Origin of the sequence: Acidovorax sp. LjRoot38 (assembly GCF_964252975.1) — a bacterium.
Classification (GTDB): domain Bacteria; phylum Pseudomonadota; class Gammaproteobacteria; order Burkholderiales; family Burkholderiaceae_C; genus Acidovorax; species Acidovorax facilis.
The window spans coordinates 246,072-270,810 of the sequence record NZ_CAXUPT020000007.1; the positions used below are offsets into that span (position 1 = coordinate 246,072).

The window sequence follows — 24,739 nt, forward strand, 5'->3', positions numbered from 1 at the left end:
TTGCTCCCCGGGGTCAGATCACTTCCAGCTCTGCGTTGAGGGCACCGGCGGCCTTGATGGCCTGCAGGATGGCCAGCAGGTCGCCCGGCGTAGCCCCCAGCGTGTTGAGCGCCTTGACCACGTCTGCCAGCTGGGGTGAAGCCGGCATCTGGATGATGTTGCCCGGTTCCTGGTTGATGCGGATGTCGCTTTGCTGCGCCACCACGGTCTGCCCTTGCGAGAGTGGAGCGGGCTGGCTGATGACGGGCGTGGAGCTGATGGTGATCGACAGGTTGCCGTGTGCAATGGCGCAGGGGCCCAGCGTCACGGCCTGGTTCAGCACCACCGAGCCGGTGCGTGCATTGATGACGACCTTGGCCGAGGGAGTGGACGCCTCGAGGGGCAGTTCTTCCAGGTCGGCGATGAAGCCCACGCGGGCGCCGGGGTCCAGCGGTGCGCGCACTTGCACGGTGCGCCCGTCGAGCGCCGTGGCCAGGCCGCTACCCAGTTTGGTGTTGATGGCCTGCGCCACGCGGCGTGCGGTCTGGAAGTCCGAGGCATTGAGCCCCAGGTTGATGGTGTCGCCCTCGTTGAGGGGTGTGGGCACGGCGCGTTCGACCTGTGCGCCTTGCGGAACCCGGCCTGCACTCAGATGGTTGATCTGCACCTTGCTGCCGCCCGCCGAGGCGCCCGCGCCTCCCACCACCACATTGCCTTGGGCCAGGGCGTAGATCTCGCCGTCGGCGCCGCGCAGGGGCGTGACGATGAGCGTTCCGCCCTTGAGCGACTTGGCGTTGCCCATGGAGGACACGTTGATGTCGATCATCTGCCCGGGCTGGGCAAAGGCCGGTAGCTGTGCCGTGACGATCACCGCCGCCACGTTCTTGAGCTGCAACTGGTTCGCCGTGCCAGGCGGCAGGCTGATGCCCATCTGCTGCAGGTAGTTGGACATGGCCTGCGTGGTGTAAGGCATCTGCGTGGTCTGGTCGCCCGTGCCGTCCAGCCCCACCACCAGGCCATAGCCCGTCAGCTGGTTGCTGCGCACGCCCTGCACCGCCGCCACTTCCTTGATGCGCAAGGCATGGGCAGGCACCCCCACACCAGCAGCCACGAGGGCCAGCAACAGCCACAGCGCGCGCACGGGGCGTGACAAGAGGGAGTGGGACAAGGCTTTCATGACACCGATTGTGGGCGGCCCCGCCAGGAACTAAAACCCAAAAAGAAGCGGGTTCACCGGCCTATTGCATGGGTTCCCGAGCGGATGGGAAATGGCGGTGGCGTACCGTGCGCCCGGGCGGTTGGTCCGGGTCAAGCTGCAAGGTGAAATATGAATAAAAATGGCCGCTGTCGCTTAATAGATAAGCGTAAATAGCTATAAATAAGATAGCGATTTTGAGATCGACTACACAATCGCAGCCATCCCACTGCCCAGTGCTCGTCAAAACTGGCGCGGCCAAAGCGCGGGCCGCCGCGCAAGGGCCGCCCCGCCGCGCTGGCGGCGTCCCCCTCCCGTAGCGCGCAGCGCGTAGAGAGAGGGGGAAGGCGCGCAGCGCCTCAGGGGGTGAAACCCTAAAACGGCGTGATCGTGTTGAAGACCCGGTTCATCCAGCCCAAGGCCTGGGCTTCGTTCTGTGCGCCACGGCCACGGGATTCCACCCGCACATTGGCGACCTGGGTCGAGTTGACAATGCTGCCCGGCTGCAGCGCGCGCGGATCGATGGTGCCCGAGAAGCGCAGCACATCCACGTTCTGGTTCACGCCGATCTGCTTCTCGCCCGTCACGACCAGGTGGCCGTTGGGCAGCACGTCCACCACGGTGGCGGTGATCGAGCCGGTGAAGGTGTTGGCGCTTTCGGTGCCGCCCTTGCCCGAGAAGGTGCTTTCCGAACCGGCGCCGAGCGTGGTGCGGTCGGCCAGCGACTTTTTCACGAAAGGCAGGTTGGTGATGCCGGCCGAGGCCTCCGAGGTACGGTCCACGGTGGACGAGGATTTCTGGCTGGCCGTCACGTTCTCGACGATCATGATCGTGACGTTGTCGCCCACCAGCCGTGCGCGGCGGTCTTCGAACGCGGGGCGGTAGCTGGCGTTGTGGAACAGGCCCCCGGTCACGGGCGGTGGTGCACGGTGCACTGCGGCCAGTGGTGGTGGGGTGGTCGGCAGGATGTCCACCGGCGGCGGCGGCGACAGGGTGGCGGCGCCGCCCGTGAGCAGCAGCGCGCCCACGGCGGCGGGCAGGGCAAAAAGGCGTGTGAACGGCAGCATGGCGAACGCTCCTGGTGTCGGCATCGGGATCACAGCTGGCTGAGCTTGGCCAGCATCTGGTCCGAAGTCTGGATGGCCTTGGAATTCATCTCATAGGCACGCTGTGCCTGGATCATGGTGACCAGCTCTTCCACCACGTTGACGTTGGAGGCTTCCAGAAACCCCTGCTTGAGAATACCCAGCCCGTTGGTGCCGGGCGTTCCCTGCTGGGGCTGGCCCGAGGCGGCCGATTCCTTGAACAGGTTCTGGCCAATGGGCTCGAGGCCGGCCGGGTTGATGAAGGCCGACATCGCCAGGTTGCCCAAGGGCTGGGGCTGGGTGTTGCCCTGTACGGTGGCCGACACCACGCCGTCGGCGCTGATGGTCACGCTCGTGGCGTTGGCGGGCACCGTGATGCCGTTGGCCACGGGCAGGCCGCTGGAGTTGACCAGGCGGCCTTGCGAATCGACCTGGAACGAGCCGTCGCGCGTGTAGCCGATGGTCCCGTCGGGCATGGTCACTTCGAGAAAACCATTGCCGTTGATGGCCACGTCCAGGTTGTTCTTGGACTCCTGCAGGCTGCCCTGCACGAAGTTGCGGCTGGTGGCCACCGTGCGCACGCCCAGGCCGAGGTGCAGGCCGGTGGGCAGCTGGTTCTGCTCGGTGGTGTTGGCACCCACCTGGCGCAGGTTCTGGTAGATCAGATCCTCGAACACCGCGTTGTTGCGCTTGTAGCCGGTGGTGGAGACGTTGGCCAGGTTGTGCGAGATGACGTCGAGCTGGGTCTGCTGGGCAGACATGCCGGTCTTGGCGATCCAGAGGGAGTTGATCATGGTGCTTCCTTTTGGCGTGGCGGCGCGGGGCGCGACCTCAGCCGTTCATGCTCAGCAACTGGCTGGCGGTCTTGTCGTTGGTTTCGGCGGACTGCAGCAGGCGCATCTGCTGTTCGAACTGGCGCGATGCGGCAATCATCCCGACCATGCTTTCGACCGGATTCACGTTCGAGCCTTCCACTGCGCCTGCCAGCATGCGGGCGTTGGCGTCATTGGCAATCGGGTCGCCGGACGTGGTGCGAAACAGCCCGTCGTCGCCGCGCTTGAGCGGGTCTTCCGGGGTGGGAGTGGCCAGCTTGAGGCGGCCGATGGCCTGCGCGGGCTGGCCAGCTGCCTTGGCAGTGACCGTTCCATCCGAGCCCAGCGTGACTTCGGCGCCCGGCGGGACATCAATGGGCGCGCCGCCATCGGACAGCACAGGCAGTCCGGTGGGGGTGAGCAGCTGGCCCGTGGCAGACACCTCAAAGGTGCCGGCGCGGGTGTAGGCCTCGGTACCGTCAAGTCCCTGCACGGCAAACCAGGCATTGCCCACGGCCATGGCGTCGAGGTTGCGGCCGGTACGCTGCACGGGGCCGGGCGTGCTCACGTGGCCCGAGGTGGCCTCCAGCGCAAACACACGGGTTTTGGAGCCATCGCCCTGGATCGGGACCGAGCGGAAGGTGGACATCTCCGCACGAAACCCCTGGGTGGAGGCGTTGGCGAGGTTGTTGGACAACACGGCCTGCCGGTGGGCGGCCGCGTTGGCGCCCGTCATCGCGGTGTAAATGATGCGGTCCATGGGGGCTCTCCGTTGTCCAGGGCTGTTTCAGTGCAGAGTTCTTACGAACCGTTCCCGATCAACGCAAGTTCACCAGGGTGGACATCACCTGGTCTTGCGTCTTGATGGTCTGGGCATTGGCCTGGTAGGCGCGCTGTGCGGTCATCATGTTCACCAGCTCGGCGGTCAGGTCCACGTTGGAGTCTTCCAGCGCGCCCGAGCGCAGCGACCCGAAGTTGCCGTCGGTGGCCGTGCCAGCCACCGGCTGGCCGGATTCAAAGGTGGCGACCCAGTTGTTGCCGCCTACCGAAGCCAGGCCCTGCGTATTGCGGAAGCTCGACAGCGCCAGCTGGCCTTCTGCACGGGTCACGCCGTTCGAGTAGCGGGTCATGATCATCCCGTTGTTCTCGATGTTGATGCCCGTGAGCTCGCCCGTGGTGTAGCCGTCCTGGCTCAGGTTGGAGACCGAGAACTTGTTGCCGCTCTGTGAGACTTTGTCCAGGCTCACCGCCACATCAAACGCGGGCAGGTTGTTGGGGTTGGGCGGGGTCGGGTTCACGTTCAGCGTGAGCGCGAAGCCCGTGGCGGGGGGCGTGGCCACGGGGGCCGTGATGGCGCCATTGTTGTCAAACGTGATCTGGCCTATAGGAGTTGCCACCACGGGAGGCACTGCCGTGGGGTCGTCCAGCTGGTCGTACACGTCCCAGGTGTTGTCGGTGGCGGTCTTCTGGAAGTACAGGCTCACTGGCTTGGCCACGCCCTGGCTGTCGAACACGTTGATCGACGTGCCGTAGGTGGCGCGCGGTGTGGCCGGGATGGGCGGCGTGGCGGCAGGGTCGCCGGCCGCATCGGTGGCCGTGGCCGGCAGGTTGAATGCTGCCGTGATCGTGGTGGTCTGCTTGGCAGGGATGGGCTCGGAGGTGGGGAACACCATCGGGATGGGGTCGGTGCCCGAACGCAGGCCGGTGACCGGGTCCACGGGGTAACCCATCACGTTGGCGTTGTCGTTGGTGATCATGTTGCCCTCCTTGTCCAGCTTGAAGTTGCCGGAGCGGGTGTAGGCGGGTGTGCCATCGGGCAGCGTGAGCGTGAAAAAGCCGTTGCCGTTGATGGCGACATCCAGGCTGTTGCCCGTGATCGTGAGATTGCCCTGTGTGAACTGCTGGGAGACCGCGCCCACTTCGACGCCGATGCCCGCATTGGTGCCGCCGGACGAGCCGATGGCGGACGCCACCATTTCGGCAAACTCGGCCCGCGAGGCCTTGAACCCGACGGTGTTGGAGTTGGCGATGTTGTGCCCGATGACGTCGAGGTTCTTGCTGGCGGCGTTCAAGCCAGAGAGGCCTTGCTGAAAACTCATGGTGTTCTCCTGATGGGGGCTATCACTGAATCGGCCGGGTTAGACCAGGGCCTTGATCTGGCTGTAGTTGATGGTTTTTCCGTTGGCCAGGGTCAGCACCAGCTGGCCGTCCTCGGCACCTGCGGCCGTGACCTTGGACAGGGCCAGCGACGTGCTGTCGATCTTGGTCGAACCATTGACGGCACTGACGCGGAACTGCAGTCCCTCGGTGGAGCCGGTGTACTTGCTGGCATCCCACTCGAAGGTGTGGCGCCCTGCAGCCTTGGCACCCAGATCCATGGTCTCGATCACCTGGCCGCCAGCGGTCATCACCTCGACCTTCACCTTGGTGGCGGCCGAGGCCAGCTCAAAGCCACCCTTGCCGGCCTTGTCGGCCACGGCCAGCGTCGAGCCTTCGGTCATCACGTTGCGGCCAATCAGGGCCGTGCCCTGCATCACCTGCAGCGAGTTGAACTGCGCCGACATGCTCTCCATCGTCTGGTTGAGCTGCTGGATGCCGGTCACCGTGTTGATCTGCGCAATCTGCGAGGTCATCTGGGCGTTGTCCAGCGGGTTCATCGGGTCCTGGTTGTTCAGCTGTGCAACCAGCAGTTTCAGGAAGCGGTCCTGCGCGGCTGCAGGGTCGGTGGCGGCGTTGGCCTTGGTGCCGGTCGCATCGGTGACCGTGGGCGCGCTGGTGGCGGAGTTGAGGATCATGGTGGCGTCCTAGAGTTACTGGCCCATCTGCAGGGTCTTGAGGAGCAGCGACTTGGCCGTGTTCATGACCTCGACGTTGTTCTGGTAAGAGCGGGAGGCGGAGATCATGTTGACCATTTCCTCCACGGCGTTGACGTTGGAGTGCGTCACATAGCCTTCCGCGTCTGCCGACGGGTGGCTGGGGTCGTGCACGCGGCGGCCGGGAACGTTGCTTTCGTTGATGGAGCTCACGCGCACACCGGCCGAGCTGTCCGCGCCCATGGGGGCGGTCTGGAACACCACCTGGCGCGCCTTGTAGGCCTGGCCGTCGGGGCCTGCCACGGCATCGACATTGGCCAGGTTGCTGGCCACCACATTGAGCCGCTGCGACTGCGCGCTGACGGCGCTGCCCGAGACGCTGAAGATGGAGAACATGGACATGGGGAGACTCGCTTTCTGCGCTGCACTGCGGATGGCTTATTGGCCCTGGATCGCGCTGAGCATGGTTTTGGCGTTGCCGTTGATGAAACGCAGCGTGGCTTCGTAGCGCACGGCGTTGTCGACAAAGTTGGCGCGCTCGCGGTCCAGGTCCACCGTGTTGTTGTCCAGGCTGGGCTGGGTCTGCACGGAATACCCCAGCGTGCCGGGTGCGCCGGTGCCCGTGCTGGCTGCAGGCAGCGGAATGTGGCGGGGGTCTGTGGCGCCCTTGGCCCCCAGGTTGCCCGTGGTGCCCACCGAGCCACCCGTGGCCAGGCGGGTCACGCCAGAGCCCAAGCCCGTGGCTTCGCGCATCGCATCGCCAAAGCTGAAATCGCGTGCCACGTAGCCCGGGGTGTCAGCATTGGCGATGTTGCTGGCGATGGCGCGCTGGCGCTCGGCACGCAGCACGAGCGCGTTGCCGAGAAAGTCCAGCCGGTTGGTCATCTTGTCAAGCATGGTTGCCTCACACCCTGGGTTGCAATAGGAGCCGGTTGGGGGTTTCCGGCGTGGTTCGATTGTGAAAGCCGCCGCTTTTTTCTAAAGCGCGAAGAACGCGGAAATGGGTGCGCAGTTTCGGGTTTTGCGCAGGGCTCGCCTGCCTATAGTTCCAGTCGTGAAAGAGTCTTTGCCGCCCCGCGCGGTCAGACCTGTTGACCTGCGATGCCCAGGAGGCCCCATGCCATCGATCTTCGTTTTCCCCTTCGTGTCCCCTTTGGTTCGCGCGGGCGCTCTGGCGAGCGCCGGGCGGCGTGCTGTGGCTCGGCACGCTCTGGCGGTGGTGCTGGGGTTGACTGCAGTGGCTGGCAGCAGCGGGGCCGCGCTGGCCCAGGCGGCAGCCGACCCCAGTGCCGACCTGGGCCCGCTGACCCAACGCTGGCTGGATGACGCGATGTCGCGCAACCAGGCTTCCGGCTTGCCGCTGCGCATGGAAGTGAGCGTTGGCTCACTCGACTCGCGGCTGCGGCTGGCGCCGTGCGCGCGGGTCGAACCCTACCTGCCGGTCGGCGCCCGGCTGTGGGGCCGCACCCGCCTGGGGCTGCGCTGTGTCGAGGGGCAAACCGCATGGAACGTGTACCTGCCGGTGACCGTCAAGGCATTTGGCCCGGCTTGGGTGCTGACCGGCCCGGTGGCTCCGGGGACGGTGCTGACCGCCAATGACGCCACCGAGGCGGAAGTGGACTGGGCCGAAGAGTCGGCAGCCGTGATGGCCAACCCGGAAATGTGGGTCGGGCAGGTCGCCGCGCGCCAGCTGGTGGCCGGCCAGGCATTGCGCCAGACCATGGTGCGGCCCCCCCAGCTCTTTCGCGCAGGCGCCCAGGTCAAGGTGATTGCCCAGGGCCCTGGCTATGCAGTCACCTCCGCAGGGCAGGCCATGTCGGCAGGCGCTGCGGGGCAGATTGTTCGCATCCGTATGGATAATGGCAGGATAGTCAGTGGAACTGTGAATGAGGTTGGGACGGTGGTCGTCGCTCTTTGATGACGGGGCGGCGATAAATGGCTAAAGTCCGGGCCAAATGGGTCGAAAACATTGCTACTGTGCCCCACATCAAACGGGGTGGTGGAGAGAGCGATGAAGATTGGTCAAAAACCGGAACTCCCGGGCGCCTTGGCGCAGACGGGGCTTGCCAAGCAAGCCAAAAGTCCTGCCAGCGCTGCTGAAGGAGCCGCCAAAGACGCTGCGGCTGTGTCAACCGCCGGTGTGCCCGTCACCGTCTCCACCGCTGCCCGTGCGCTGGACCAGACATCCCGTTCCACAGGTGATTTTGATGCGAGCAAGGTCAAGGCGGTGCGGGCTGCCATCGAAAAAGGCACTTTCTCGGTGGACGCCGAAGCCATTGCCGACAAGATGCTCTCCAACGCCCAGGAAATCCTGGCCCGCTCGCGCGGTTGATTCCTCAGCGTCCCGCACGCACCTTTATTGACAGACTTGGCAGGCAGGCGCTATCCACCTCACAATGCGCCATGTCCCTGGAAGAATCCCTCTCGGCTGTTGAACAGCTGATCGAAAAAGTCTCCGCCGCCCTTCTCGCGGCAGACCCCCAATCCCTGGAAAAGAACAGTGTGGCCCTGCGGGATGCAGCGGCCCAGTTCGCGCGCGTTCTGGAGCAGACTGCAGCCAGGGGTCTGCCCGTGCCTGCACAGCTGCAAAAACGAGCCCGGGCCATTGACGACATGCTTGCCGTGCACCGCGAAAGCCTGGCGCGCCTGGCCGTGAATGCCGATCGCCAGGTGGCAGGCTTGGTGCCGCAGGCGGGCACACCCTCCACCTACGGCGATGGTCGGGGCGCACAGGCCGGCAAGCCCGGCGTGGCCCGTATCTACAAATCGGCTGGTTGAGCCGACGCTCAAAAAAGATAGCTGCTTGCGCTTTTTAATAGTGAGTTTGAGATAAAAACTATCTCAAACCCTTGAAGAGCAAGCGTAAGCAGCTATTGTTTTGAAGTGAATTGGTGGAGACCGAGGTTCCACCTAGCGAGCATGGCCTTTGGAACGGCCGCTGCCCCAAGCCAGTGCCACCGTGGATCTGGCTCTGCCAGTCCAGGGGTGGTGTCCCCCTCAGGGGGAAGGCGCGCAGCGCCTCAGGGGGAGCTCTAGTGCGCCCGCATCTTGGCCCGCAGGCGTGCGATGGACTGGCTGTGCAGCTGGCACACCCGAGATTCGGTCACCCCCAGCACGGCCGCGATCTCCTTGAGATTCATGTCGTGCTCGTAGTACATGCCCATGATGTGCTGCTCGCGTTCGGGCAGGGTCTTGATGGCATTCACCAGCGACATCTTGAGCCGCTGGTCGCGCAGCAATTCCAGAGGGTCTGCGTCGGCGTCTGCCACATGGCGGTCCAGAAAGCCGTCATCGTCCTCGTTGCCATGCGTCATGTCCTCCAGATACACCAGTTGTGTACCCCGAACCTTGCCGAGCAGGCTTTGGTATTCGACCAAGCTCATGCCCATCTCGCTGGCAATTTCAGACTCCAGCGGGCTGCGGCCCAGCTTCTGCTCCAGCCGGTGCACGGCGTGTTCGATGTCTTTCTGGCTCTTGCGGGAGCTGCGGCTCATCCAGTCGCCCTCGCGCAGTTCGTCCAGCATGGCGCCCCGGATGCGCTGAGTGGCAAAGGTCTCGAACTGCACTCCCTGGGCCACTTCGTAGCGCGACAGGGCTTCCGCCAAGCCCATCATGCCAACCTGGATCAGGTCGTCCAGCTCCACGTTGGGAGGCAGCTTGGCGATCATGTGGTGCGCGATTCTTCGCACCAGCGGGACGTGCTGGCGGATCATCGCATCACGATCGAGCTGGCCTTTGGCGGTGTACATAGAGAGCGTGTTATGCACTTTTACGTGCCCACGAAAGCCGGGGCAAGGCCCGGCGACGAGACGCAGGACGCGCCGCAGTATCAATACTGCCAGCGGCCTGCAACGACGTAGCCGGGCCTTGCCCCGGCTTTCCCTCCGGGTTGACCCCAGAGGCAGGCACTCGCCGCGTTGCAGCACTTGCCAAGGCCCCGGCCTTGGCTGCGCACTGCGCCTTGCGATCACCAGCCTCTGGGGTCAACGTGGGTACGTAAAAGTGCATAACACGCTCTAGTCAACGGCTCCGGACAAATCAGATCAATGGCTCCGGACAAAATGCGCAGGCATGGCTGCCAAGTTGCTGGGTGGCAGCGCTGTCAGCGACTCACTGATAGTGCCCGCATTTTCCAGCAGTTGCAAGGCCAGGCGCTGGAGGTCCTGAGGGTTCTGTGTGGCGATGGTGGTCGTGCGGACCGGGCCGCCCAGGTGGCGTTCCGCGCAGTCCTGCAACGTCATCAGCGCATGCTGGGTCTTGCGCCGTTCTGCGGGCGTGGTGCCGCGCAGCAAAGCCGCCACCATACAGGGCAGTCCTGTGTGCACGGCGATCTGCTTGAGGCTTTTGTAAGTGGTCAGCACGCCAGCGGAACCTCCGCCCATGACCACCAGCGGAATGGTGGCGGTGTGGGTCAGCAGCGATCCCAGCGTCGCCGCAGGTGCGTGCAGCACCACGAGCCCGTAGGTTCTGAAATACGGCACCAGCGCATGCAGAGGTGCCGTTTCGTTGCGACTGGCCTCGCGGCCGATGCGCTGCAGGCCTTTGGCTGCGGGAATCACCGCCAGCGATGAGGCCATGGCCCCCATGTTGAGGCTGACGCCCTCGTTCCACGGCGCTTGTTGCAGCAGGTGCAGCAAACCCGGGTACTCGTCCGTCTCCTGCGCTGTGCCGTCGAGCACCACGACCGGGTAGCCCAGGCGCTGCAGGCTGGCGCAGATCTGCCAGAGCGTCTCCAGCCCGGTGCCCGCGTTGTCCTGGCTGGCAACAGCCACCACGCGCAGCTCTGACTGCGGGGTGAAGCTGTGCAGGCCGGCCGCCTGGTGAAAGCTGATATCAAGCATCGACCAGCCCCCGTTCGTTCATGGTGTCGGGCGAATGCGAGAAGAAGAAATTCAGGTCGGTCGCCTTGGGGTCGAAGGCCGATTTGGCAGGCGCGCGCATGGAGGTGCTGATGAGCTTGTGTGCATCGGCACGTTCCCAGTCTTCCGGCACACGCTGGCCGTTGGTCACGCCGCGCAGCACCATCTGGTGGCGGATCAGTGCGTCGATGGCGGGGCCGAGCTTCACGGCCTCGTCCACCTTGGACAGGATGGCTTGCTGGGAACCTTCGGTCTTGAATGCGGTGAGCACGTCATCGAGCGTGTCGCCATGGCAGCCTGCGTTGAGCACCAGCAGGCGGTTGACGTGGGGCAGGTCCAGCACGTCCAGCATGTCGCGCTTGCGCGGGTCGCGGGGGGCCACGCCGGTGGTGTCGATCAGCACCATCTTCTTGCCGCTGAGCAGGCCCAGCAGGTCTTGCAGCGCGGCGCGGTCGTGCGCCAGATGGGCCACGATGCCCAGCATGCGGCCGTAGCTGCGCAGCTGCTCGTGCGCGCCCACGCGGTAGGTGTCCAGGGTGATCAGGCCCACGCTGCCCGGGCCATGGATGCGCGCACACAGCGCGGCCAGCTTGGCCGTGGTCGTGGTCTTGCCAACGCCGGTGGAGCCCACCATCGCGAAGATGCCGCCTTGCTCATACAGCGGAGGCTCGGCCAGGTCGGTCTTGAGGTTGCGCTCCAGCACATCCATCAGCCAGCGCACCGACTCGGCGGCCGACAGGTCTTCCGGCATGCGTTCGAGCACGGCGCGGGCCAAAGATGGGGAGTAGCCTGCACGGATCATCTTGAGCATGAGGTTGGACTGGATCGGGTTCTGGCGCGCCTGGCCCAGCCAGGCCATGGTGTTAAAGCGGTCTTCGATCAACTCCCTCATGGCATGGAGCTCATTCATCACGCTTTGCTGGTTGTTGTTCGACTGGGCCAGGTGGGCGCTGGCGGCTTCCTGCCGGCGGCGTGGAGGCTCCGGCGGAATGTCCATGGGGATGCTGCGCAGCGGGTTGTGGCGCACCACGGCGGGTGCTGGCATGCGTTCGCGCTCGGGCTCCTGGTCGCGGCTGCGCTCCGACAAGGTTTGTGGTTCGGCCGGGCCGTTGAGCGCCTCGTGCCGGCGGCGCAGCATGCGCTCGCGCACGTAGTCCTGGAACGACAGCGTGCTCATCGCCAGCTGCTCGGTGTCTTCCTCAACCGCGTTGCGGCCCAGGGTGCTGGCTGCGGCGGTCTGGCTGGCGCGCTGGGGGGCGCTGCGCGCCGGTGTGGGGGCCAGCAAGGGCGGGTTGCTGGACGCGCCTGCACTTCCATCCAGGGCCGACAGCGTGTCTTCGGCCGTGGCCACAACCTCGACGCCGTTGGCCGTGGGGCGGTTGGACAGAATGAGGGTGCCCTCTCCAAAGGCCATGCGCGCCTTGGCCAATGCCTCGCGGGAGGTGGGGGCGGTAAAGCGTTTGATGTTCATGCTGATGCACCTCTAAGGATCGGCCCAATGCGGATGGTGTGGGTCTCTGGGATTTCACTGTGCGCAAGCACCTGCAGCCGGGGCGCCACACGGCGCACCAGGCGGGAGATGGCGTTGCGGATCTGGTCGGGAACCAGCAGGCAGGCGGGCAGGCCCATCTCTTCCTGCTTGAGGGCCACCTCGGCGGCCTTTTGCGTGAGGATGTCGGCCACGCCGGGGTCCAGAGCCGGTCCTGCTGCGTTGCCCAGGGCTTGCACCAGCAGGCGTTCCAGGCCCGGCTCGATGGCAATGACGTTGAGTTCGCGGGTGGGGCCGTAAATCTGCTGGACGATGGCGGGCGACAGCGCAATGCGCACGCGGCGGGCCAGCTCGACCGGGTCTGTGATGCCACCAGCGTGCTCGGCCAGCGTTTCGATGATGGTCCGGATATCGCGGATGTGCACAGACTCTTCCAGCAGCAGCTGGAGGACCTTCTGGAACGTTGCGATGGAGACCATTTTGGGGACCACTTCTTCGATGAGCTTGGGGGCCAGCTTGGCCACGTGCTCCACCAGTTGCTGGGTTTCTGTGCGACTGAGAAGCTTGGCGGCTTGCACTTGCATCAAGTGTGACAAATGGGTGGCCATCACGGTTTCGGAATCAACGACGGTAAAACCCGCCATTTGTGCGGCTTCCTTCTGCCGTTCGTCGATCCAGTGGGCTGGCAGGCCAAAAGCGGGGTCGGTGGTGGGGGTGCCGATCAGGGGCGTGGTGATACCGCCGGGGTTGATGGCCAGGAACATGCCGGGGAAGGCTTCGCCTTCGCCCACCACCACGCCACGCAGCGTGATGCGGTAGCCGCTGGGCTTGAGTTCGAGGTTATCGCGCACATGCACGGCGGGCGGCAAGAAGCCCACTTCTTGCGCAAACTTGCGGCGCACGCCCTTGATGCGGGTGAGCAGGTCGCCCTGGCGGCTCTTGTCCACCAGGCTGATCAGGCGGTAGCCCAGCTCCAGGCCCAGCAGGTCTATGGGTTGCAGGTCGTCCCAGGTGGCTTCGCCATCGCTGACCGGGGCGGGCGGTGCTTCGACTTCGGGCGGCACTTTCTGGCGTTCGTACAGCACCCAGGCGGCGTAGCCCAAGAGGCCGCCCATGGTCAGGAACACCATGTGGGGCATGCCGGGGATCACGCCCAGCAGCAGCAGGATGCCGGCGGTCACGCCCAGCACGCGGGGCGACATGAAGAGCTGCTGCACGATCTGGCGGCCCATGTCGTGGTCTTTGCCCACGCGCGAGATCACCATGGCCGCAGCCACCGAGATCAGCAGCCCGGGAATCTGTGCCACCAGCGCATCACCAATGGCCAGCAGGATGTAGCTATCAGCCGCCTGCTTGGCCGAGAGGTCGTGCTGCAAAACCCCGATGGCAAAGCCACCGATGATGTTGATGAGCAAAATCAGGATGCCTGCGACCGCATCGCCGCGCACGAACTTGGAGGCACCGTCCATGGAGCCAAAGAAGTTGGCTTCTTCCGCCACTTCGGCGCGGCGGCGCTTGGCTTCTTTTTCGTCGATCAGGCCCGCGTTCAGGTCGGCGTCCACGGCCATCTGCTTGCCGGGCATGGCGTCCAGCGTAAAGCGCGCCGACACCTCGGCAATGCGCTCGGCGCCCTTGGTGATCACCACAAAATTGATCACCACAAGGATGGCGAACACGATCAGGCCGACGGCAAAGTTGCCGCCGATCAAGAAGTGGCCGAAGGCCTCGATCACCGCACCGGCGGCGCCGGGGCCGGTGTGGCCTTCGAGCAGCACCACGCGCGTGGAGGCCACGTTCAGCGACAGGCGCATCAGGGTGGTCAGCAGCAGCACCGAGGGAAAGGCTGCGAAATCGAGCGGCCGCAGCATGTAGGCCGCCACCATCATCACCATCAGGGCCACGGCGATGTTGAGCGTGAAAAATGCGTCGAGCAGCCAGGGCGGGATGGGCAACACCATGAGCGCCAGGATCGCCACCACCAGCAGTGGTGCCGACAGGCCCTGCAGGGCGCCTGCATTGGTGCCCGCCCATTGTCGAAGAGACGTTACGGAGGTGTTCATACGGCGGCGCCTTGCACGGGAGTGCGGTTCAGCGGATCAAGTTCAGGCGGAACGAAGGGCTCCACCAGGCTGTCGGGCATGCGGCCTTCGCCACGCAGGGCGGCCTTGAGGCGGTAGACATAGGCCAGCACCTGGGCCACGGCGGTGTAGAGCGTGGCGGGAATGGCCTGGTCCAGTTCGGCATGCGCATACAACGCCCGGGCCAGCATGGGCGACTGCAGCACGGGCACGTCGTGCGCCTTGGCCACGTCGCGGATCTTGAGCGCGATGAGGTCGGTGCCGCGCGATATCACTTGGGGGGCACTCATGGTCTTTTCGTCGTACTTGAGTGCCACCGCATAGTGGGTGGGGTTCATCACCACGAAATCGGCCTTGGGAACTGCGCCCACGCTGGCGCGGTCGGCAATCTCGCGCTGCTTCTGGCGGATGCGGCCCTTGGTGTGGGGGTTGCCGTCGGATTCCTTGTGCTCTTGCTTGACTTCCTCGTGCGACATCTTCAGGCGCGACTTGAAGAAGTAGGCCTGCAGCGGCACGTCCACCAGCGCGGCCAGGAACACGACCAGCAGTAGCAGGCTCATGCCCGAAGTCAGCCAGTCAGCCAGCTGGCGAATGGCCATGGGGGAGGGCTGCAGCACCAGCATGGCCACGGTGTCGATGCTGTTGCCCATGAACTTCCAGGCCACATAGCTCAGGATCGCGGTCATCAGCACCATCTTGGCCACGTTGGCCATCTGCTGCTTGGAGAAAAGGTTGGCCAGGCCCGAGATGGGGTTCAGGCGGTTGAACTGGGGCGTGATGGGCTTGAGGCTCAGGATCCAGCCGCCAGCACCAATGGCGCTGATCAGGGCGGCGGCGCTGGTGAGGATGGCAAACACTGCACTGGCCACCAGGCCCACCACCACCATGTCCTGCAGACGCTTGAGCATGGTGCCTGGCGCCATGACGGTGGCGGCGTCAAACGCCAGTTGCTGGCTCATGGCCAGCTGCATGTGGTCCATCAGCTGGGGCGCCAGCACCAGCAGGCAGGCGGCCCCGGCACCCAGAATCGCCAGGTGGGAGAGATCGCGCGAGCGTGCTCCCTGGCCGTCTTCGCGCGTTTTCTGCAGCTTGCGCTCTGACGCGGGTAGGCTTTTTTCTTGGCTGGATTCCATGGTGGCATGACGGCTGGTGTCATGCCATTGTCGTGAGCAGCCCGGAAATCTAAAGCTGGATAAGGGGGCTGCAGCCCCCTCTTTTCCATGCGGGCCAAAGGGGCCTTGCCTGCGGGGCCTCACCCGACAAAGGGTGGGTGGTGCTGGGACGGAATACTAAAAAAGATAGCTGCTAGCGCTTGATGGATAAGCGCTAGCGGCCATTTTGACCGCAGAAAGCCCCGGGCGGGCTCAGAACCCGAGGCTGGCCAGCAGGTCGTCCACCTGGGACTGGTCGGTGACCACGTCGGGGGTGTGCTCGGGGTCCACCACGGGGCCCTGCAGATGCTGAGGGCGGGGTGGCTCGACGGGCACCTGCGCGTTGGGTGGGGCCGTTTGAATCAATAGCTGGACCAGCTGGTCTTCAATGGTGGCCGCCAGGTTGACCACGCGGGCAATCACCTGCCCCGTGAGGTCGTGAAAGTCCTGCGCCATCATGATTTCGGTGAGGTGCGTGTCGGCTTCCTTGGTCACGCGCTCCACATCGGTCAGGAAGTTGAAGATCTCGCCCTTGGCCACGGCCGCCACCGGGTCGGCCACCAGCGAGTTGACGACCCGGCGCGTCTCGGCCGCGATGTAGTCATGCTGGGCTTTGGCCTGTTCGACGCGGTTGAGCACCTTCTCGGCCGCTTCACCCGTCAACCGCGCGATGTAGGACAGGCGGCTTTGCGCGTCGGGCAGTTCGCCCATGGAGCCGCGCAGTTTGTCGGCATAGCCCAGTTCGTTGAGCGAGTCGTGCAGCTGGCGCGTCAGCTGGCCAATCTTGTGGTGTACATCGGCAGGCGGCTGGCTGTTGTCCGGTGTGTCGTCCATGGTGTCATAGCCCCATCTTTTTCAGGATCAAGGTCACTTTTTCTTCCAGCGTGGCCTTGGTGAAGGGTTTGACGATGTAACCCGCTGCGCCACCCTGGGCGGCTGCCACGATGTCTTCCTTGCGGGCTTCGGCTGTGACCATGAGGACGGGCAAGTGCTTGAGCTTGTCGTCCTTCTTGATTTCAGCCAGCAGCTGAAAACCGTTCATGTTGGGCATGTTGATGTCCGTCACCACGAAGTCGAACTTGCTGTTGCGCAGCTTGTTCAGGGCGGCCACGCCATCTTCGGCCTCGTCGGCATCGGCAAAGCCGCTTTCCTTGAGCAGATTGCGCACGATGCGCCGCATGGTGGAGAAGTCGTCAACGATCAAAAAACGAAGGGCTGTGGTCACTTGGGACCCTTTCGGTCGAGAATTACTGTGGGCATTGTCATGGGTGGCAGGTTTGGTGACAAGTCGTAACTGTTACCTGCTTGGGGGGGGATTTTCCCGCTTTTCATTCAGCAGTTCTGTGGAAGTGATTTCGGGAATCCCTTTGCCCATGAGTCGTTCTTCGGCCTCGCGGGTCAGCACCGTGATGGTGATGCGCCGGTTGGCGGGTGCGCGCGGGTTGTTTGGCTCCAGCAGATCGCTGGCCGCCAAGCCCACCACACGTCCCAGTTTAGCGTCTGGCATGCCGGCCGACACAAGCTCGCGGCGTGAGGCATTGGCGCGGTCGGCCGACAGCTCCCAGTTGCTGTAGCCCCGGTCGCTGTTTCCGTAAGGCACGGCGTCGGTGTGCCCGGCCAGGCTGATGCGGTTTTCCACCCCGCCCAGCGCTGCCCCGATCTCGCGCAGGATGTCGCGCATGTAGGGTTTCACCAACGCGCTGCCGCTGTCGAACATGGGGCGGTTCTGGTCGTCGATGATCTGGATCTGCAGGCCGTCGGGGGTGATGTCGATGCGGATCTGCGACTTGTATTCGTTCAGGCGTGGGTTTTCGGTGATGAGCGCGTCGATCTTGGCCTCCAGGGCCTTGATGCGGTCCAGATCCTGCTTGGCGCGCTCGGCGCGGGCGGCATCAATGCTCATGCGGCGCTGCTTGGCCTCTTCCACATCAGAGCGCCGCACCTGCCCGTGCACCTTCGAGAGATCGTTGCCGCCGCCCGGAATCACACTCGAACTGTTGCCCGCGCCGTCGCCGCCAGTCATTGCCACCTTGAGCGGCGACGCGAAATACGCGGCGATCCCCTGCAGTTCGCCCTTGGCCGTGGAGCCCAGCAGCCACATCAGCAGGAAGAACGCCATCATCGCCGTCACGAAGTCGGCATAAGCGATCTTCCAGGCGCCACCATGCACCGCATGGCCGCCTTTCTTGATGCGCTTGATGATGATGGGCTGGAGTTTTTTTTCTGCCATGGCGTTTGGGGTTTCGCGGCGCGGACGTCGCTACTTCTTGCCTTTCACATGCCCCTCCAGCTCGGTAAAGCTGGGGCGGACGCTGGAGAAAAGCACCTTGCGGCCAAATTCGATGGCCGTGGCGGGGTTGTAGCCCTGCATGCTGGCCAGCAGCGTGGACTTGATGCACTGCAACTCCTTGGCGGCATCCTCCGTCTTTTGCTCGACCAGGCCGCCCAGGGGCTCCACCACGCCATAAGCCAGCAAGATCCCGAGGAATGTGCCCACCAGCGCCGAGCCGATCATGCCGCCCAGCACCGAGGGCGGCTGGCCCACCGAGCCCATGGTGTTCACCACGCCCAGCACGGCGGCCACGATCCCGAAGGCGGGCAGGGCACCGGCCAGGCGGGCCAGCGCGGCCACGGGGGCGTGGGCTTCCTGGTGGTGGGTGTCGATCTCGCTGTCCATCAGCGCTTCGATCTCGTGGGAGTTGAGGTTGCCCGACACCATCATGCGCAGGTAGTCGGTGGTGAACTCGATCACATGGTGGTCGCTGCCCACGGTGGGGTACTTCTTGAAGATCTCGGACTCGTGGGGCGCTTCCACATCCTTTTCGATGGCCATCAGCCCTTCCTTGCGGGCCTTTTGCAGGATGTCATAGAGCATGGCCATCAGCTCCATGTAACGGGCCTTGGTGTACTTGGAGCCCTTGAGTGCCATCGGAATGGCCGCCAGGGTGGCCTTGATCACCTTGGGCTGGTTGTTCACCACGAAGGCGCCCAGTGCGCCGCCCAGAATGGTGACGATCTCGAAGGGCAGGGCCTTCAGGATCACACTGATGTTTCCCCCGTGCACGATGTACACGCCGAAGATGCAGCCTAGGCAGACAACGTAACCAATGATGACGAACATGCTGTAGACGTGTTGGGCGGCAGCCGGGGCTAAACAAGTGGGCGGGCGGAGCCGCTGGCAACGCGGCTTACCGAAGGTTACTGTAAATGTATCGGATTGATGAGTGTGGAATGCACTCAAGAGCGCCATCAACACAGGCCTTCTTCGGGAAATGGCGCCAGCGCCACACCTTTGCCTCTTTTGCCGGAGTTTTGACGGTTGTCCTGGGGCGCGGATTATGTAAAAAAAGCCTCTGTCGCTTGGTGGTAGAAGGTTTTTTGCTATATAAAATATAGCAATATTCCAATTGTTTGCACCCCTCTCCATCGGCGCGCAGTGTCAATCGCTGCATTTGGCCCGTATTTCCGCAGTGACAGGGCCTTTTGGTGGCGCAGGGGCTGGACTATGCTGCGGGCATGAAAGCCGTACTGCTCGCGGGGGGGCTGGGAACCCGCATCTCGGAAGAGTCGCACCTGCGTCCCAAGCCCATGATCGAGATCGGTGGGCGGCCCATCCTTTGGCACATCATGAAGATGTACGCTGCCCATGGCGTCAACGACTTCATCATCTGCCTGGGCTACCGGGGCTATGTGATCAAGGAGTATTTCGCCAACTACTTCCTGCACATGTCGGACGTGACCTTCGACATGGCCAACAACCGCATGGAAGTGCACCACCGCCACGCCGAGCCCTGGCGCGTGACGCTGGTGGACACCGGCGAAAGCACCATGACCGGCGGGCGTTTGCGCCGCGTGCAGGAATATCTGCCTGCGGGCGAGCCCTTCTGCTTTACCTATGGCGATGGTGTTGCCGACCTGGACATGACCGCGCAGTTTGCCTTCCACCGCGCCCATGGCCGCCAGGCCACGGTGACGGCCGTGCAGCCCCCGGGGCGCTACGGCGCGCTGGTGCGTGACGGCGAGACCGTGGCCGGGTTCGAGGAAAAACCGCGTGGCGACGGCGGCTGGATCAACGGCGGCTTTTTTGTGCTGCAGCCCGAGGTCATCGACTACATCGACGGCGACGCCACCAGCTGGGAGCTGGAACCCATGGCCCGCCTGGCTACCAGCGGCCAGCTGCGCGCCTTTGAACACACGGGCTTTTGGCAGCCGATGGACACGCTGCGCGAGAAGAACCTGCTCGAAGACCTGTGGCAATCGGGCCGCGCACCCTGGAAGTGCTGGTAACCCCGATGCGCCCTGATCCCGACTTCTGGCGCGGCAAACGCGTGTTGATCACCGGCCACACCGGCTTCAAAGGTGCCTGGCTGGCCCTGTGGCTGCAGCGCCTGGGCGCGCAGGTGACCGGCGTGGCGCTGCCGCCCGCCACTGAGCCCAATCTCTTCACCCTGGCCCAGCTGGGGCAGGCGAGCCAGGCCATGGAGAGCCATTTCTGCGACATCCGCAGCCCCCAGGCCCTGGCCATGCGCGTGCGCGCCGCCCGGCCCGAGGTCGTGCTGCACCTGGCTGCGCAGGCGCTGGTGCGGCCCGGCTACGCGGCGCCGCTGGATACCTTTTCCACCAACGTGATGGGCACGGCGCATTTGCTCGATGCCCTGCGCGGGCTGGCTGGCGTGCGCGTGGCCGTGGTGGTCACCACCGACAAGGTCTACCGCAACCGCGAATGGGCCTACCCCTACCGCGAGGACGACGCCCTGGGCGGGCACGACCCCTACAGCGCCAGCAAGGCCGCCACCGAGCTGGTCACCGCCAGCTACCGCGATTCGTTCCTGGCCGCACAGGGCATCGCCGTGGCCACCGCCCGCGCGGGCAACGTGATCGGCGGCGGCGACTGGGCCCAAGACCGCCTGCTGCCCGACGCCGTGCGCGCCTGGGAAAAGGGTGCCACTTTGCACATCCGCCGCCCCCAGGCCACGCGCCCCTGGCAGCATGTGCTGGAGCCGCTGGCCGCCTACCTGCGTCTGGCCCAGCGCCTGTGGGAATCTCCCGCCTTGGCCGGTGCCTACAACTTTGGCCCGCTGCCCCACGAGGCGGCCACGGTCAAAAATGTCATTGAATTGGCCTCCACCGCCTATCCAGCAAGCGCTACCAGCTATGAAAACGAGAGCGAAGGCCCGCACGAAGCCGGCTGGCTCGCGCTCGAAACCGCCCATGCCCGCCAGGCGCTGGGCGTGGCCCCGCACTGGTCGCTGAACACCGCCGTGGCCCGCACCATGAACTGGTACCGCCAGCAACATGGCGGCGCCGACGCCCGCGCGCTGTGCCTGGCCGACATCGACGCCTGGGAGGCGCGCCCATGAGCCGACTGGCCTTGGCGCCGCTGCCGCTGGTGGGACTGTTCCGCGTGCAGCGCCAGCCGTTGGTGGACGAGCGCGGCTTTTTTGCGCGCCTGTTCTGCGCTGATGAACTGGCGGGCGCAGGCTGGGCGGGCCCCATCGCCCAGATCAACCAGAGCTACACAGCCCTCCAAGGCACCGTGCGTGGCATGCACTACCAAAAGCCGCCGCACGCCGAGATGAAGCTCGTGAGCTGCCTGCGCGGCGAGGTCTGGGACGTGGCCGTGGACCTGCGCCAGGGCTCTCCCACCTTTTTGCAGTGGCATGCCGAGCATTTATCCGCAGACAACGGCAACGCGCTGCTCATCCCGCCCGGTTTTGCCCACGGCTTCCAGGCGCTGAGCGACCATGCCGAGCTGCTGTATTGCCACTCTGCGGCCTATGCTCCCGCCGCCGAAGCGGGGCTGCACCCGGCAGACCAGCGCCTGGCCATTGCCTGGCCGCTGCCGGTGGGGCAAATGTCGCCCCGCGACGCAGGCCAGCCCCGGATGACCGAAGAATTCGAAGGAGTGCACCTGTGAAGTGCCGACACTGCGGCAGCCCGCTGCAACTCACGTTTCTGGACCTGGGCAGCGCGCCGCCGTCCAACGCCTACCTGAGCGAGGCCGCGCTGCGCGCGCCCGAAACCTGGTTCCCCCTGCGCCTCTTGGTGTGCGAAACCTGCTGGCTGGTGCAGACCGAAGACCACGCCGGGCGCGAGGCGCTGTTCACCGACGACTATGCGTATTTCAGCTCGTTCTCATCGTCGTGGCTGGCCCACGCCAAGGCCTATGTCGAAGCGATGCGCGAACGCCTGGGGCTCAATGCCCGCAGCCGCGTGGTCGAGGTCGCGTCCAACGACGGCTACCTGCTGCAGTATGTGCAGGCGGCTGGCATCCCATGCTACGGCGTGGAGCCCACCGCCAGCACGGCAGCCGCAGCCCGCGCCAAGGGCATTGAGGTGGTGGATCGGTTCTTTGGCGTGGCGCTGGCCGACGAGCTGGCCGCCGCAGGCCGCCAGGCCGACCTGATCGCCGCCAACAATGTGCTGGCCCATGTGCCCGACATCAACGACTTTGTGGGCGGCTTCACGCGGCTGCTCAAGCCCCACGGCGTGGCGACGTTCGAGTTTCCGCACCTGCTGCGCATGGTGCAGGGTTGCCAGTTCGACACGGCGTACCACGAGCACTACTCGTATTTGTCGCTCACGGCAGTGCAGCGCATTTTTGCGGCCAACGGCCTGGTGGTGATCGATGTGCAGGAGCTGCCCACCCACGGCGGCAGCCTGCGGGTGTTTGCCGCCCGCGCCGATACCGTGGGCCACCTCCAGGTAACGGCTGAAGGCACCACCCGCGTGCAGCAACTGCTGGCCAACGAGACAGCGGCGGGCATGCTGGGTGCCGGTTTTTACAGCGACTTCCAGGCCCAGGCCATAAGGGTCAAGCGCGAGCTGCTCACGTTTTTGCTGCAATGCCAGGCCGACGGCATCACCGTGGGCGCCTACGGCGCGGCCGCCAAGGGCAACACCCTGCTCAATTTTGCGGGTGTGCGGCCCGATCTGCTGCCTTATGCCGTGGACAAGAACCCCGCCAAGCAGGGCCAGTACCTGCCGGGCAGCCACATCCCCGTGGTGAGCGAGGCGCACCTGCGCGCCCACAAGCCGCAGCGCATCCTGATCCTGCCCTGGAACCTGCGCAGCGAGGTGGCCGACCAGCTGGACTACACGCGCAGCTGGGGCGCCCAGATGGTGGTGGCCGTGCCGCGCCTGGAGGTGTTCTAGGTGGTTGAGCTGCACCCCACCGCCCGGGTTTCGCACCTGGCCGACATCGAAGACTCGGTGCGCGGCACGCGCATCGTGGTGGGTGCGCATTCGGTGATCGACAGCTTCGTCAAGGTCAAGCCCGCAGGCGGCAGCGGCGATCTGGTGGTGGGCGAACATGTGGTCATCAACGCGGGCTGCGTGCTCTACACCGGCAACGGCATCCACATCGGTAATTACGTGGCGATTGCCGCCAACTGCACGTTTGCGCCGGTGAACCATGCCTATGCCGACCGCAGCCGCCTGATCCGCGAGCAGGGCTTTCTGTCCAGCAAGGGCGGCATCGTGATCGAGGACGACGTGTGGATCGGCGCCAACTGCGTGCTGCTCGACGGCGCCGTGTTGCGGCGCGGCTGCGTGGTGGGCGCGGGCTCCATCGTGCGCGGTGAGTTGCTGGCGTACACCGTGTACGCGGGCCAGCCGCTCGCGGCCGTGGGGGAGCGCCGGTGACGGGCCTGCCCCTTTCGACGTTTACGGTGCTCGGCGCCTCGGGCTACATCGGCAGCCGTCTGGTGGCGCACCTGCAGGCCCTGGGCCACACCGTGTGGGCGCCTGCGCGAGGCGATGCCGAGGTGTTCACCCGCCCGCTGGGCCACGTGATCTATTGCGTGGGGCTCACCGCCGACTTCCGCACACGCCCGTTCGACACCGTGGACGCCCATGTGGGCCTGCTGGCCGAGGTGCTGCGGCGCGCGCAGTTCGATTCGCTGCTGTACCTGTCATCCACCCGCGTCTACATGGGGGCGGCGAGTACCCAAGAAGACGCAGCCTTGTCTGTGAGACCGGTCGACCCCTCGTACCTGTACAACCTCACCAAGCTCACCGGTGAATCGCTGTGCCATGCCTGCGGGCGCCCCGGGGTGCGCGTGGCGCGCTTGTCCAACGTGGTCGGGCCGGGGATGGACGCTGCCTCCGGCAACCTGGTGGCCGACCTGGTGGGCCAGGCCCGCGCGGGCCGCATCGTGCTGCGCTCCGATCCGCAGTCCGCCAAGGACTATGTGCATGTGGGCGACCTGCTGGACTGGCTGCCGCGCATTGCGCTGGCGGGCCGCGCTGCCACCTACAACGTGGCCAGCGGCCGACAGACCCTCCATGCCCAGTGGCTGGCCTGGTTGCAGGCGCGCACGGGCTGTACCGTGGAGGTGGATGCCCAGGCCCCGCTGCAGGCGTTTCCCCCTATCAACGTGCAACGCCTGCGGGGTGAATGGGGTGTGGCACCCCGCGCCGTGCTGGCCGATGACCTTTTGCTGAACGACGCTTCCGTTGTGACCGATCCTGTTGGAGTAACCCCGCCATGAACCCCGTTGACCAATTTGCCCAGGAACGCCGCGACCGCCTTGCGGGCTATGCCCAGGACGCCGCGTTCCAGACCCTGTCGCGCGACTGGCTGCAGGCCTCGATGCAGCGGCAGTACGTCTACAACTTCGACTGGATGGGCCGGCCCATCATCCAGTACCCGCAGGACATGGTGGCGATGCAGGAGCTGGTGTGGCGCGTGCGGCCGGACCTCATCATCGAGACCGGCATCGCGCACGGTGGCTCACTGGTGCTCAGCGCCTCGCTGCTGGCGCTGCTGGACATGAGCGACGCCATCGAGGCGGGCACCACGATGGACCCGCGCGCCTCGCGCCGCAAGGTGCTGGGCGTGGACATCGACATCCGCGCGCACAATCGCGCCGCCATCGAAGCCCACCCCATGGCCAGCCGCATCGCCATGATTCAAGGCTCGGCCGTGGCGCCCGACGTGGTGCAGCAGGTGCGCGACTTTGCGAAGGGCTACCAGCGCGTGCTGGTGTGCCTGGATTCCATGCACACGCACGACCATGTGCTGGGGGAACTCGATGCCTATGCGCCGCTGGTCACTCCCGGCAGCTACTGTGTGGTGTTCGACACCTTTGTGGAGGACATGCCGCCCAAGTTCTTTGCCGATCGACCCTGGGACGTGGGCAACAACCCCAAGACGGCGGTGCACCAGTGGCTGGCCGGCCATGCCGAGTTCGAGGTCGATGCCGAGATGGAGCAGCGCCTGCAGGTCACGGTGGCGCCGCACGGGTTTCTGCGACGCAAGGGGTGATTGGCGCAGA

27 protein-coding genes are annotated in these 24,739 nt (G+C 65.1%); 10 read left to right on the forward strand and 17 right to left on the reverse strand.

Features of this window, described 5'->3' with window-relative positions; translation table 11 throughout:
- Positions 1–13 precede the first annotated feature (13 nt).
- The 8 genes from ACSQ22_RS15315 to flgB form a co-directional block, all read right to left on the reverse strand.
- Complete coding sequence (locus tag ACSQ22_RS15315) at positions 14–1,165, reverse strand: flagellar basal body P-ring protein FlgI (protein ID WP_436130836.1); 1,152 nt, start codon at positions 1,163–1,165, stop codon at positions 14–16.
- Between the two features lie 383 nt (positions 1,166–1,548).
- Positions 1,549–2,241: a flagellar basal body L-ring protein FlgH gene (locus tag ACSQ22_RS15320; RefSeq protein ID WP_436130808.1), complete on the reverse strand. Its 693-nt coding sequence runs from the start codon at positions 2,239–2,241 to the stop codon at positions 1,549–1,551.
- 29 nt (positions 2,242–2,270) lie between these two features.
- Positions 2,271–3,053, reverse strand: a complete 783-nt coding sequence (gene flgG / locus ACSQ22_RS15325) for a flagellar basal-body rod protein FlgG (RefSeq protein ID WP_121421302.1) — start codon at positions 3,051–3,053, stop codon at positions 2,271–2,273.
- Positions 3,054–3,090: 37 nt separating this feature from the next.
- Complete coding sequence (gene flgF, locus ACSQ22_RS15330) at positions 3,091–3,831, reverse strand: flagellar basal-body rod protein FlgF (protein WP_121421301.1); 741 nt, start codon at positions 3,829–3,831, stop codon at positions 3,091–3,093.
- Positions 3,832–3,889: 58 nt separating this feature from the next.
- Positions 3,890–5,170, reverse strand: coding sequence for a flagellar hook protein FlgE (flgE, locus tag ACSQ22_RS15335; protein WP_121421300.1), 1,281 nt, complete (start codon positions 5,168–5,170; stop codon positions 3,890–3,892).
- Positions 5,171–5,209: 39 nt separating this feature from the next.
- Positions 5,210–5,866: a flagellar hook assembly protein FlgD gene (locus tag ACSQ22_RS15340; RefSeq protein ID WP_121421299.1), complete on the reverse strand. Its 657-nt coding sequence runs from the start codon at positions 5,864–5,866 to the stop codon at positions 5,210–5,212.
- A 15-nt stretch (positions 5,867–5,881) separates the two neighbouring features.
- On the reverse strand, positions 5,882–6,286 hold the full coding sequence (gene flgC, locus ACSQ22_RS15345; protein WP_121421298.1) for a flagellar basal body rod protein FlgC: 405 nt from the start codon (positions 6,284–6,286) through the stop codon (positions 5,882–5,884).
- A 36-nt stretch (positions 6,287–6,322) separates the two neighbouring features.
- A complete protein-coding gene (gene flgB / locus ACSQ22_RS15350; RefSeq protein ID WP_121508441.1) occupies positions 6,323–6,781 on the reverse strand; it encodes a flagellar basal body rod protein FlgB in 459 nt (152 codons plus the stop codon).
- Positions 6,782–7,001: 220 nt separating this feature from the next.
- On the opposite strand from flgB, the gene flgA reads away from it, so the two are divergent.
- The 3 genes from flgA (at position 7,002) to ACSQ22_RS15365 (ending at position 8,662) form a co-directional block, all read left to right on the forward strand.
- On the forward strand, positions 7,002–7,802 hold the full coding sequence (flgA, locus tag ACSQ22_RS15355; protein ID WP_436130809.1) for a flagellar basal body P-ring formation chaperone FlgA: 801 nt from the start codon (positions 7,002–7,004) through the stop codon (positions 7,800–7,802).
- 93 nt (positions 7,803–7,895) lie between these two features.
- Positions 7,896–8,216 (forward strand): flagellar biosynthesis anti-sigma factor FlgM, encoded by a 321-nt coding sequence (flgM, locus tag ACSQ22_RS15360; RefSeq protein WP_121508442.1) that lies wholly within the window; start codon positions 7,896–7,898, stop codon positions 8,214–8,216.
- A 71-nt stretch (positions 8,217–8,287) separates the two neighbouring features.
- The gene (locus ACSQ22_RS15365; RefSeq protein WP_121508443.1) at positions 8,288–8,662 is read left to right on the forward strand and encodes a hypothetical protein; all 375 of its coding nucleotides are present in this window, start codon (positions 8,288–8,290) and stop codon (positions 8,660–8,662) included.
- Positions 8,663–8,916: 254 nt separating this feature from the next.
- Here ACSQ22_RS15365 and ACSQ22_RS15370 read toward each other — a convergent pair whose 3' ends face one another.
- The 9 genes from ACSQ22_RS15370 to motA all read right to left on the reverse strand — a co-directional run bounded on the left by ACSQ22_RS15370 (position 8,917) and on the right by motA (position 18,582).
- Positions 8,917–9,633 (reverse strand): RNA polymerase sigma factor FliA, encoded by a 717-nt coding sequence (locus ACSQ22_RS15370; protein ID WP_121421293.1) that lies wholly within the window; start codon positions 9,631–9,633, stop codon positions 8,917–8,919.
- 294 nt (positions 9,634–9,927) lie between these two features.
- Positions 9,928–10,725, reverse strand: a complete 798-nt coding sequence (locus ACSQ22_RS15375) for a hypothetical protein (RefSeq protein WP_436130810.1) — start codon at positions 10,723–10,725, stop codon at positions 9,928–9,930.
- Positions 10,718–12,214 (reverse strand): flagellar biosynthesis protein FlhF, encoded by a 1,497-nt coding sequence (flhF, locus tag ACSQ22_RS15380; RefSeq protein ID WP_121508445.1) that lies wholly within the window; start codon positions 12,212–12,214, stop codon positions 10,718–10,720. The genes ACSQ22_RS15375 and flhF overlap by 8 nt, the downstream gene beginning before the upstream one ends.
- Positions 12,211–14,292 (reverse strand): flagellar biosynthesis protein FlhA, encoded by a 2,082-nt coding sequence (flhA, locus tag ACSQ22_RS15385; RefSeq protein ID WP_121421290.1) that lies wholly within the window; start codon positions 14,290–14,292, stop codon positions 12,211–12,213. Before flhA ends, flhF begins: the two co-directional genes overlap by 4 nt.
- Entirely contained in the window at positions 14,289–15,443 is a 1,155-nt protein-coding gene (locus ACSQ22_RS15390; protein WP_055398300.1) for an EscU/YscU/HrcU family type III secretion system export apparatus switch protein, read from the reverse strand. Before ACSQ22_RS15390 ends, flhA begins: the two co-directional genes overlap by 4 nt.
- Positions 15,444–15,674: 231 nt before the next feature.
- The gene (locus ACSQ22_RS15395; protein WP_055398299.1) at positions 15,675–16,295 is read right to left on the reverse strand and encodes a protein phosphatase CheZ; all 621 of its coding nucleotides are present in this window, start codon (positions 16,293–16,295) and stop codon (positions 15,675–15,677) included.
- Between the two features lie 4 nt (positions 16,296–16,299).
- Positions 16,300–16,686, reverse strand: coding sequence for a chemotaxis response regulator CheY (gene cheY / locus ACSQ22_RS15400; RefSeq protein WP_010466076.1), 387 nt, complete (start codon positions 16,684–16,686; stop codon positions 16,300–16,302).
- Between the two features lie 72 nt (positions 16,687–16,758).
- Positions 16,759–17,691 carry a flagellar motor protein MotB gene (gene motB, locus ACSQ22_RS15405; RefSeq protein WP_055398298.1) on the reverse strand — a complete coding sequence of 311 codons (933 nt, stop codon included), beginning with the start codon at positions 17,689–17,691 and terminating at the stop codon, positions 16,759–16,761.
- A gap of 30 nt (positions 17,692–17,721) precedes the next feature.
- Entirely contained in the window at positions 17,722–18,582 is an 861-nt protein-coding gene (gene motA / locus ACSQ22_RS15410; RefSeq protein WP_055398297.1) for a flagellar motor stator protein MotA, read from the reverse strand.
- A 395-nt stretch (positions 18,583–18,977) separates the two neighbouring features.
- Between motA and rfbF the strand changes: the two genes are divergently transcribed.
- Genes rfbF through ACSQ22_RS15445 form a run of 7 tightly spaced genes read left to right on the forward strand, consistent with a single transcriptional unit; the run spans position 18,978 to position 24,729 of the window.
- Positions 18,978–19,748 carry a glucose-1-phosphate cytidylyltransferase gene (gene rfbF, locus ACSQ22_RS15415; RefSeq protein ID WP_436130811.1) on the forward strand — a complete coding sequence of 257 codons (771 nt, stop codon included), beginning with the start codon at positions 18,978–18,980 and terminating at the stop codon, positions 19,746–19,748.
- Positions 19,749–19,753: 5 nt separating this feature from the next.
- The gene (gene rfbG / locus ACSQ22_RS15420) at positions 19,754–20,821 is read left to right on the forward strand and encodes a CDP-glucose 4,6-dehydratase (RefSeq protein ID WP_436130812.1); all 1,068 of its coding nucleotides are present in this window, start codon (positions 19,754–19,756) and stop codon (positions 20,819–20,821) included.
- Entirely contained in the window at positions 20,818–21,378 is a 561-nt protein-coding gene (locus ACSQ22_RS15425) for a dTDP-4-dehydrorhamnose 3,5-epimerase family protein (RefSeq protein WP_436130813.1), read from the forward strand. Before rfbG ends, ACSQ22_RS15425 begins: the two co-directional genes overlap by 4 nt.
- Positions 21,375–22,616, forward strand: coding sequence for a methyltransferase domain-containing protein (locus ACSQ22_RS15430; RefSeq protein ID WP_436130814.1), 1,242 nt, complete (start codon positions 21,375–21,377; stop codon positions 22,614–22,616). The genes ACSQ22_RS15425 and ACSQ22_RS15430 overlap by 4 nt, the downstream gene beginning before the upstream one ends.
- The gene (locus ACSQ22_RS15435; RefSeq protein ID WP_436130815.1) at positions 22,617–23,105 is read left to right on the forward strand and encodes an acyltransferase; all 489 of its coding nucleotides are present in this window, start codon (positions 22,617–22,619) and stop codon (positions 23,103–23,105) included.
- Positions 23,102–23,953: an NAD-dependent epimerase/dehydratase family protein gene (locus tag ACSQ22_RS15440; protein WP_436130816.1), complete on the forward strand. Its 852-nt coding sequence runs from the start codon at positions 23,102–23,104 to the stop codon at positions 23,951–23,953. The genes ACSQ22_RS15435 and ACSQ22_RS15440 overlap by 4 nt, the downstream gene beginning before the upstream one ends.
- Entirely contained in the window at positions 23,950–24,729 is a 780-nt protein-coding gene (locus tag ACSQ22_RS15445) for a cephalosporin hydroxylase family protein (RefSeq protein WP_436130817.1), read from the forward strand. The genes ACSQ22_RS15440 and ACSQ22_RS15445 overlap by 4 nt, the downstream gene beginning before the upstream one ends.
- Positions 24,730–24,739: the final 10 nt, after the last annotated feature.

Bases quoted from the DNA above. Each gene is read 5' to 3' on its own strand.
- ACSQ22_RS15320 (WP_436130808.1), bottom strand. From the start codon at position 2,241: ATGCTGCCGTTCACACGCCTTTTTGCCCTGCCCGCCGCCGTGGGCGCG.
- flgG (WP_121421302.1), bottom strand. From the start codon at position 3,053: ATGATCAACTCCCTCTGGATCGCCAAGACCGGCATGTCTGCCCAGCAG.
- flgF (WP_121421301.1), bottom strand. From the start codon at position 3,831: ATGGACCGCATCATTTACACCGCGATGACGGGCGCCAACGCGGCCGCC.
- flgE (WP_121421300.1), bottom strand. From the start codon at position 5,170: ATGAGTTTTCAGCAAGGCCTCTCTGGCTTGAACGCCGCCAGCAAGAAC.
- ACSQ22_RS15340 (WP_121421299.1), bottom strand. From the start codon at position 5,866: ATGATCCTCAACTCCGCCACCAGCGCGCCCACGGTCACCGATGCGACC.
- flgC (WP_121421298.1), bottom strand. From the start codon at position 6,286: ATGTCCATGTTCTCCATCTTCAGCGTCTCGGGCAGCGCCGTCAGCGCG.
- flgB (WP_121508441.1), bottom strand. From the start codon at position 6,781: ATGCTTGACAAGATGACCAACCGGCTGGACTTTCTCGGCAACGCGCTC.
- flgA (WP_436130809.1), top strand. From the start codon at position 7,002: ATGCCATCGATCTTCGTTTTCCCCTTCGTGTCCCCTTTGGTTCGCGCG.
- flgM (WP_121508442.1), top strand. From the start codon at position 7,896: ATGAAGATTGGTCAAAAACCGGAACTCCCGGGCGCCTTGGCGCAGACG.
- ACSQ22_RS15365 (WP_121508443.1), top strand. From the start codon at position 8,288: ATGTCCCTGGAAGAATCCCTCTCGGCTGTTGAACAGCTGATCGAAAAA.
- ACSQ22_RS15370 (WP_121421293.1), bottom strand. From the start codon at position 9,633: ATGTACACCGCCAAAGGCCAGCTCGATCGTGATGCGATGATCCGCCAG.
- ACSQ22_RS15375 (WP_436130810.1), bottom strand. From the start codon at position 10,725: ATGCTTGATATCAGCTTTCACCAGGCGGCCGGCCTGCACAGCTTCACC.
- flhF (WP_121508445.1), bottom strand. From the start codon at position 12,214: ATGAACATCAAACGCTTTACCGCCCCCACCTCCCGCGAGGCATTGGCC.
- flhA (WP_121421290.1), bottom strand. From the start codon at position 14,292: ATGAACACCTCCGTAACGTCTCTTCGACAATGGGCGGGCACCAATGCA.
- ACSQ22_RS15390 (WP_055398300.1), bottom strand. From the start codon at position 15,443: ATGGAATCCAGCCAAGAAAAAAGCCTACCCGCGTCAGAGCGCAAGCTG.
- ACSQ22_RS15395 (WP_055398299.1), bottom strand. From the start codon at position 16,295: ATGGACGACACACCGGACAACAGCCAGCCGCCTGCCGATGTACACCAC.
- motB (WP_055398298.1), bottom strand. From the start codon at position 17,691: ATGGCAGAAAAAAAACTCCAGCCCATCATCATCAAGCGCATCAAGAAA.
- motA (WP_055398297.1), bottom strand. From the start codon at position 18,582: ATGTTCGTCATCATTGGTTACGTTGTCTGCCTAGGCTGCATCTTCGGC.
- rfbF (WP_436130811.1), top strand. From the start codon at position 18,978: ATGAAAGCCGTACTGCTCGCGGGGGGGCTGGGAACCCGCATCTCGGAA.
- rfbG (WP_436130812.1), top strand. From the start codon at position 19,754: ATGCGCCCTGATCCCGACTTCTGGCGCGGCAAACGCGTGTTGATCACC.
- ACSQ22_RS15425 (WP_436130813.1), top strand. From the start codon at position 20,818: ATGAGCCGACTGGCCTTGGCGCCGCTGCCGCTGGTGGGACTGTTCCGC.
- ACSQ22_RS15445 (WP_436130817.1), top strand. From the start codon at position 23,950: ATGAACCCCGTTGACCAATTTGCCCAGGAACGCCGCGACCGCCTTGCG.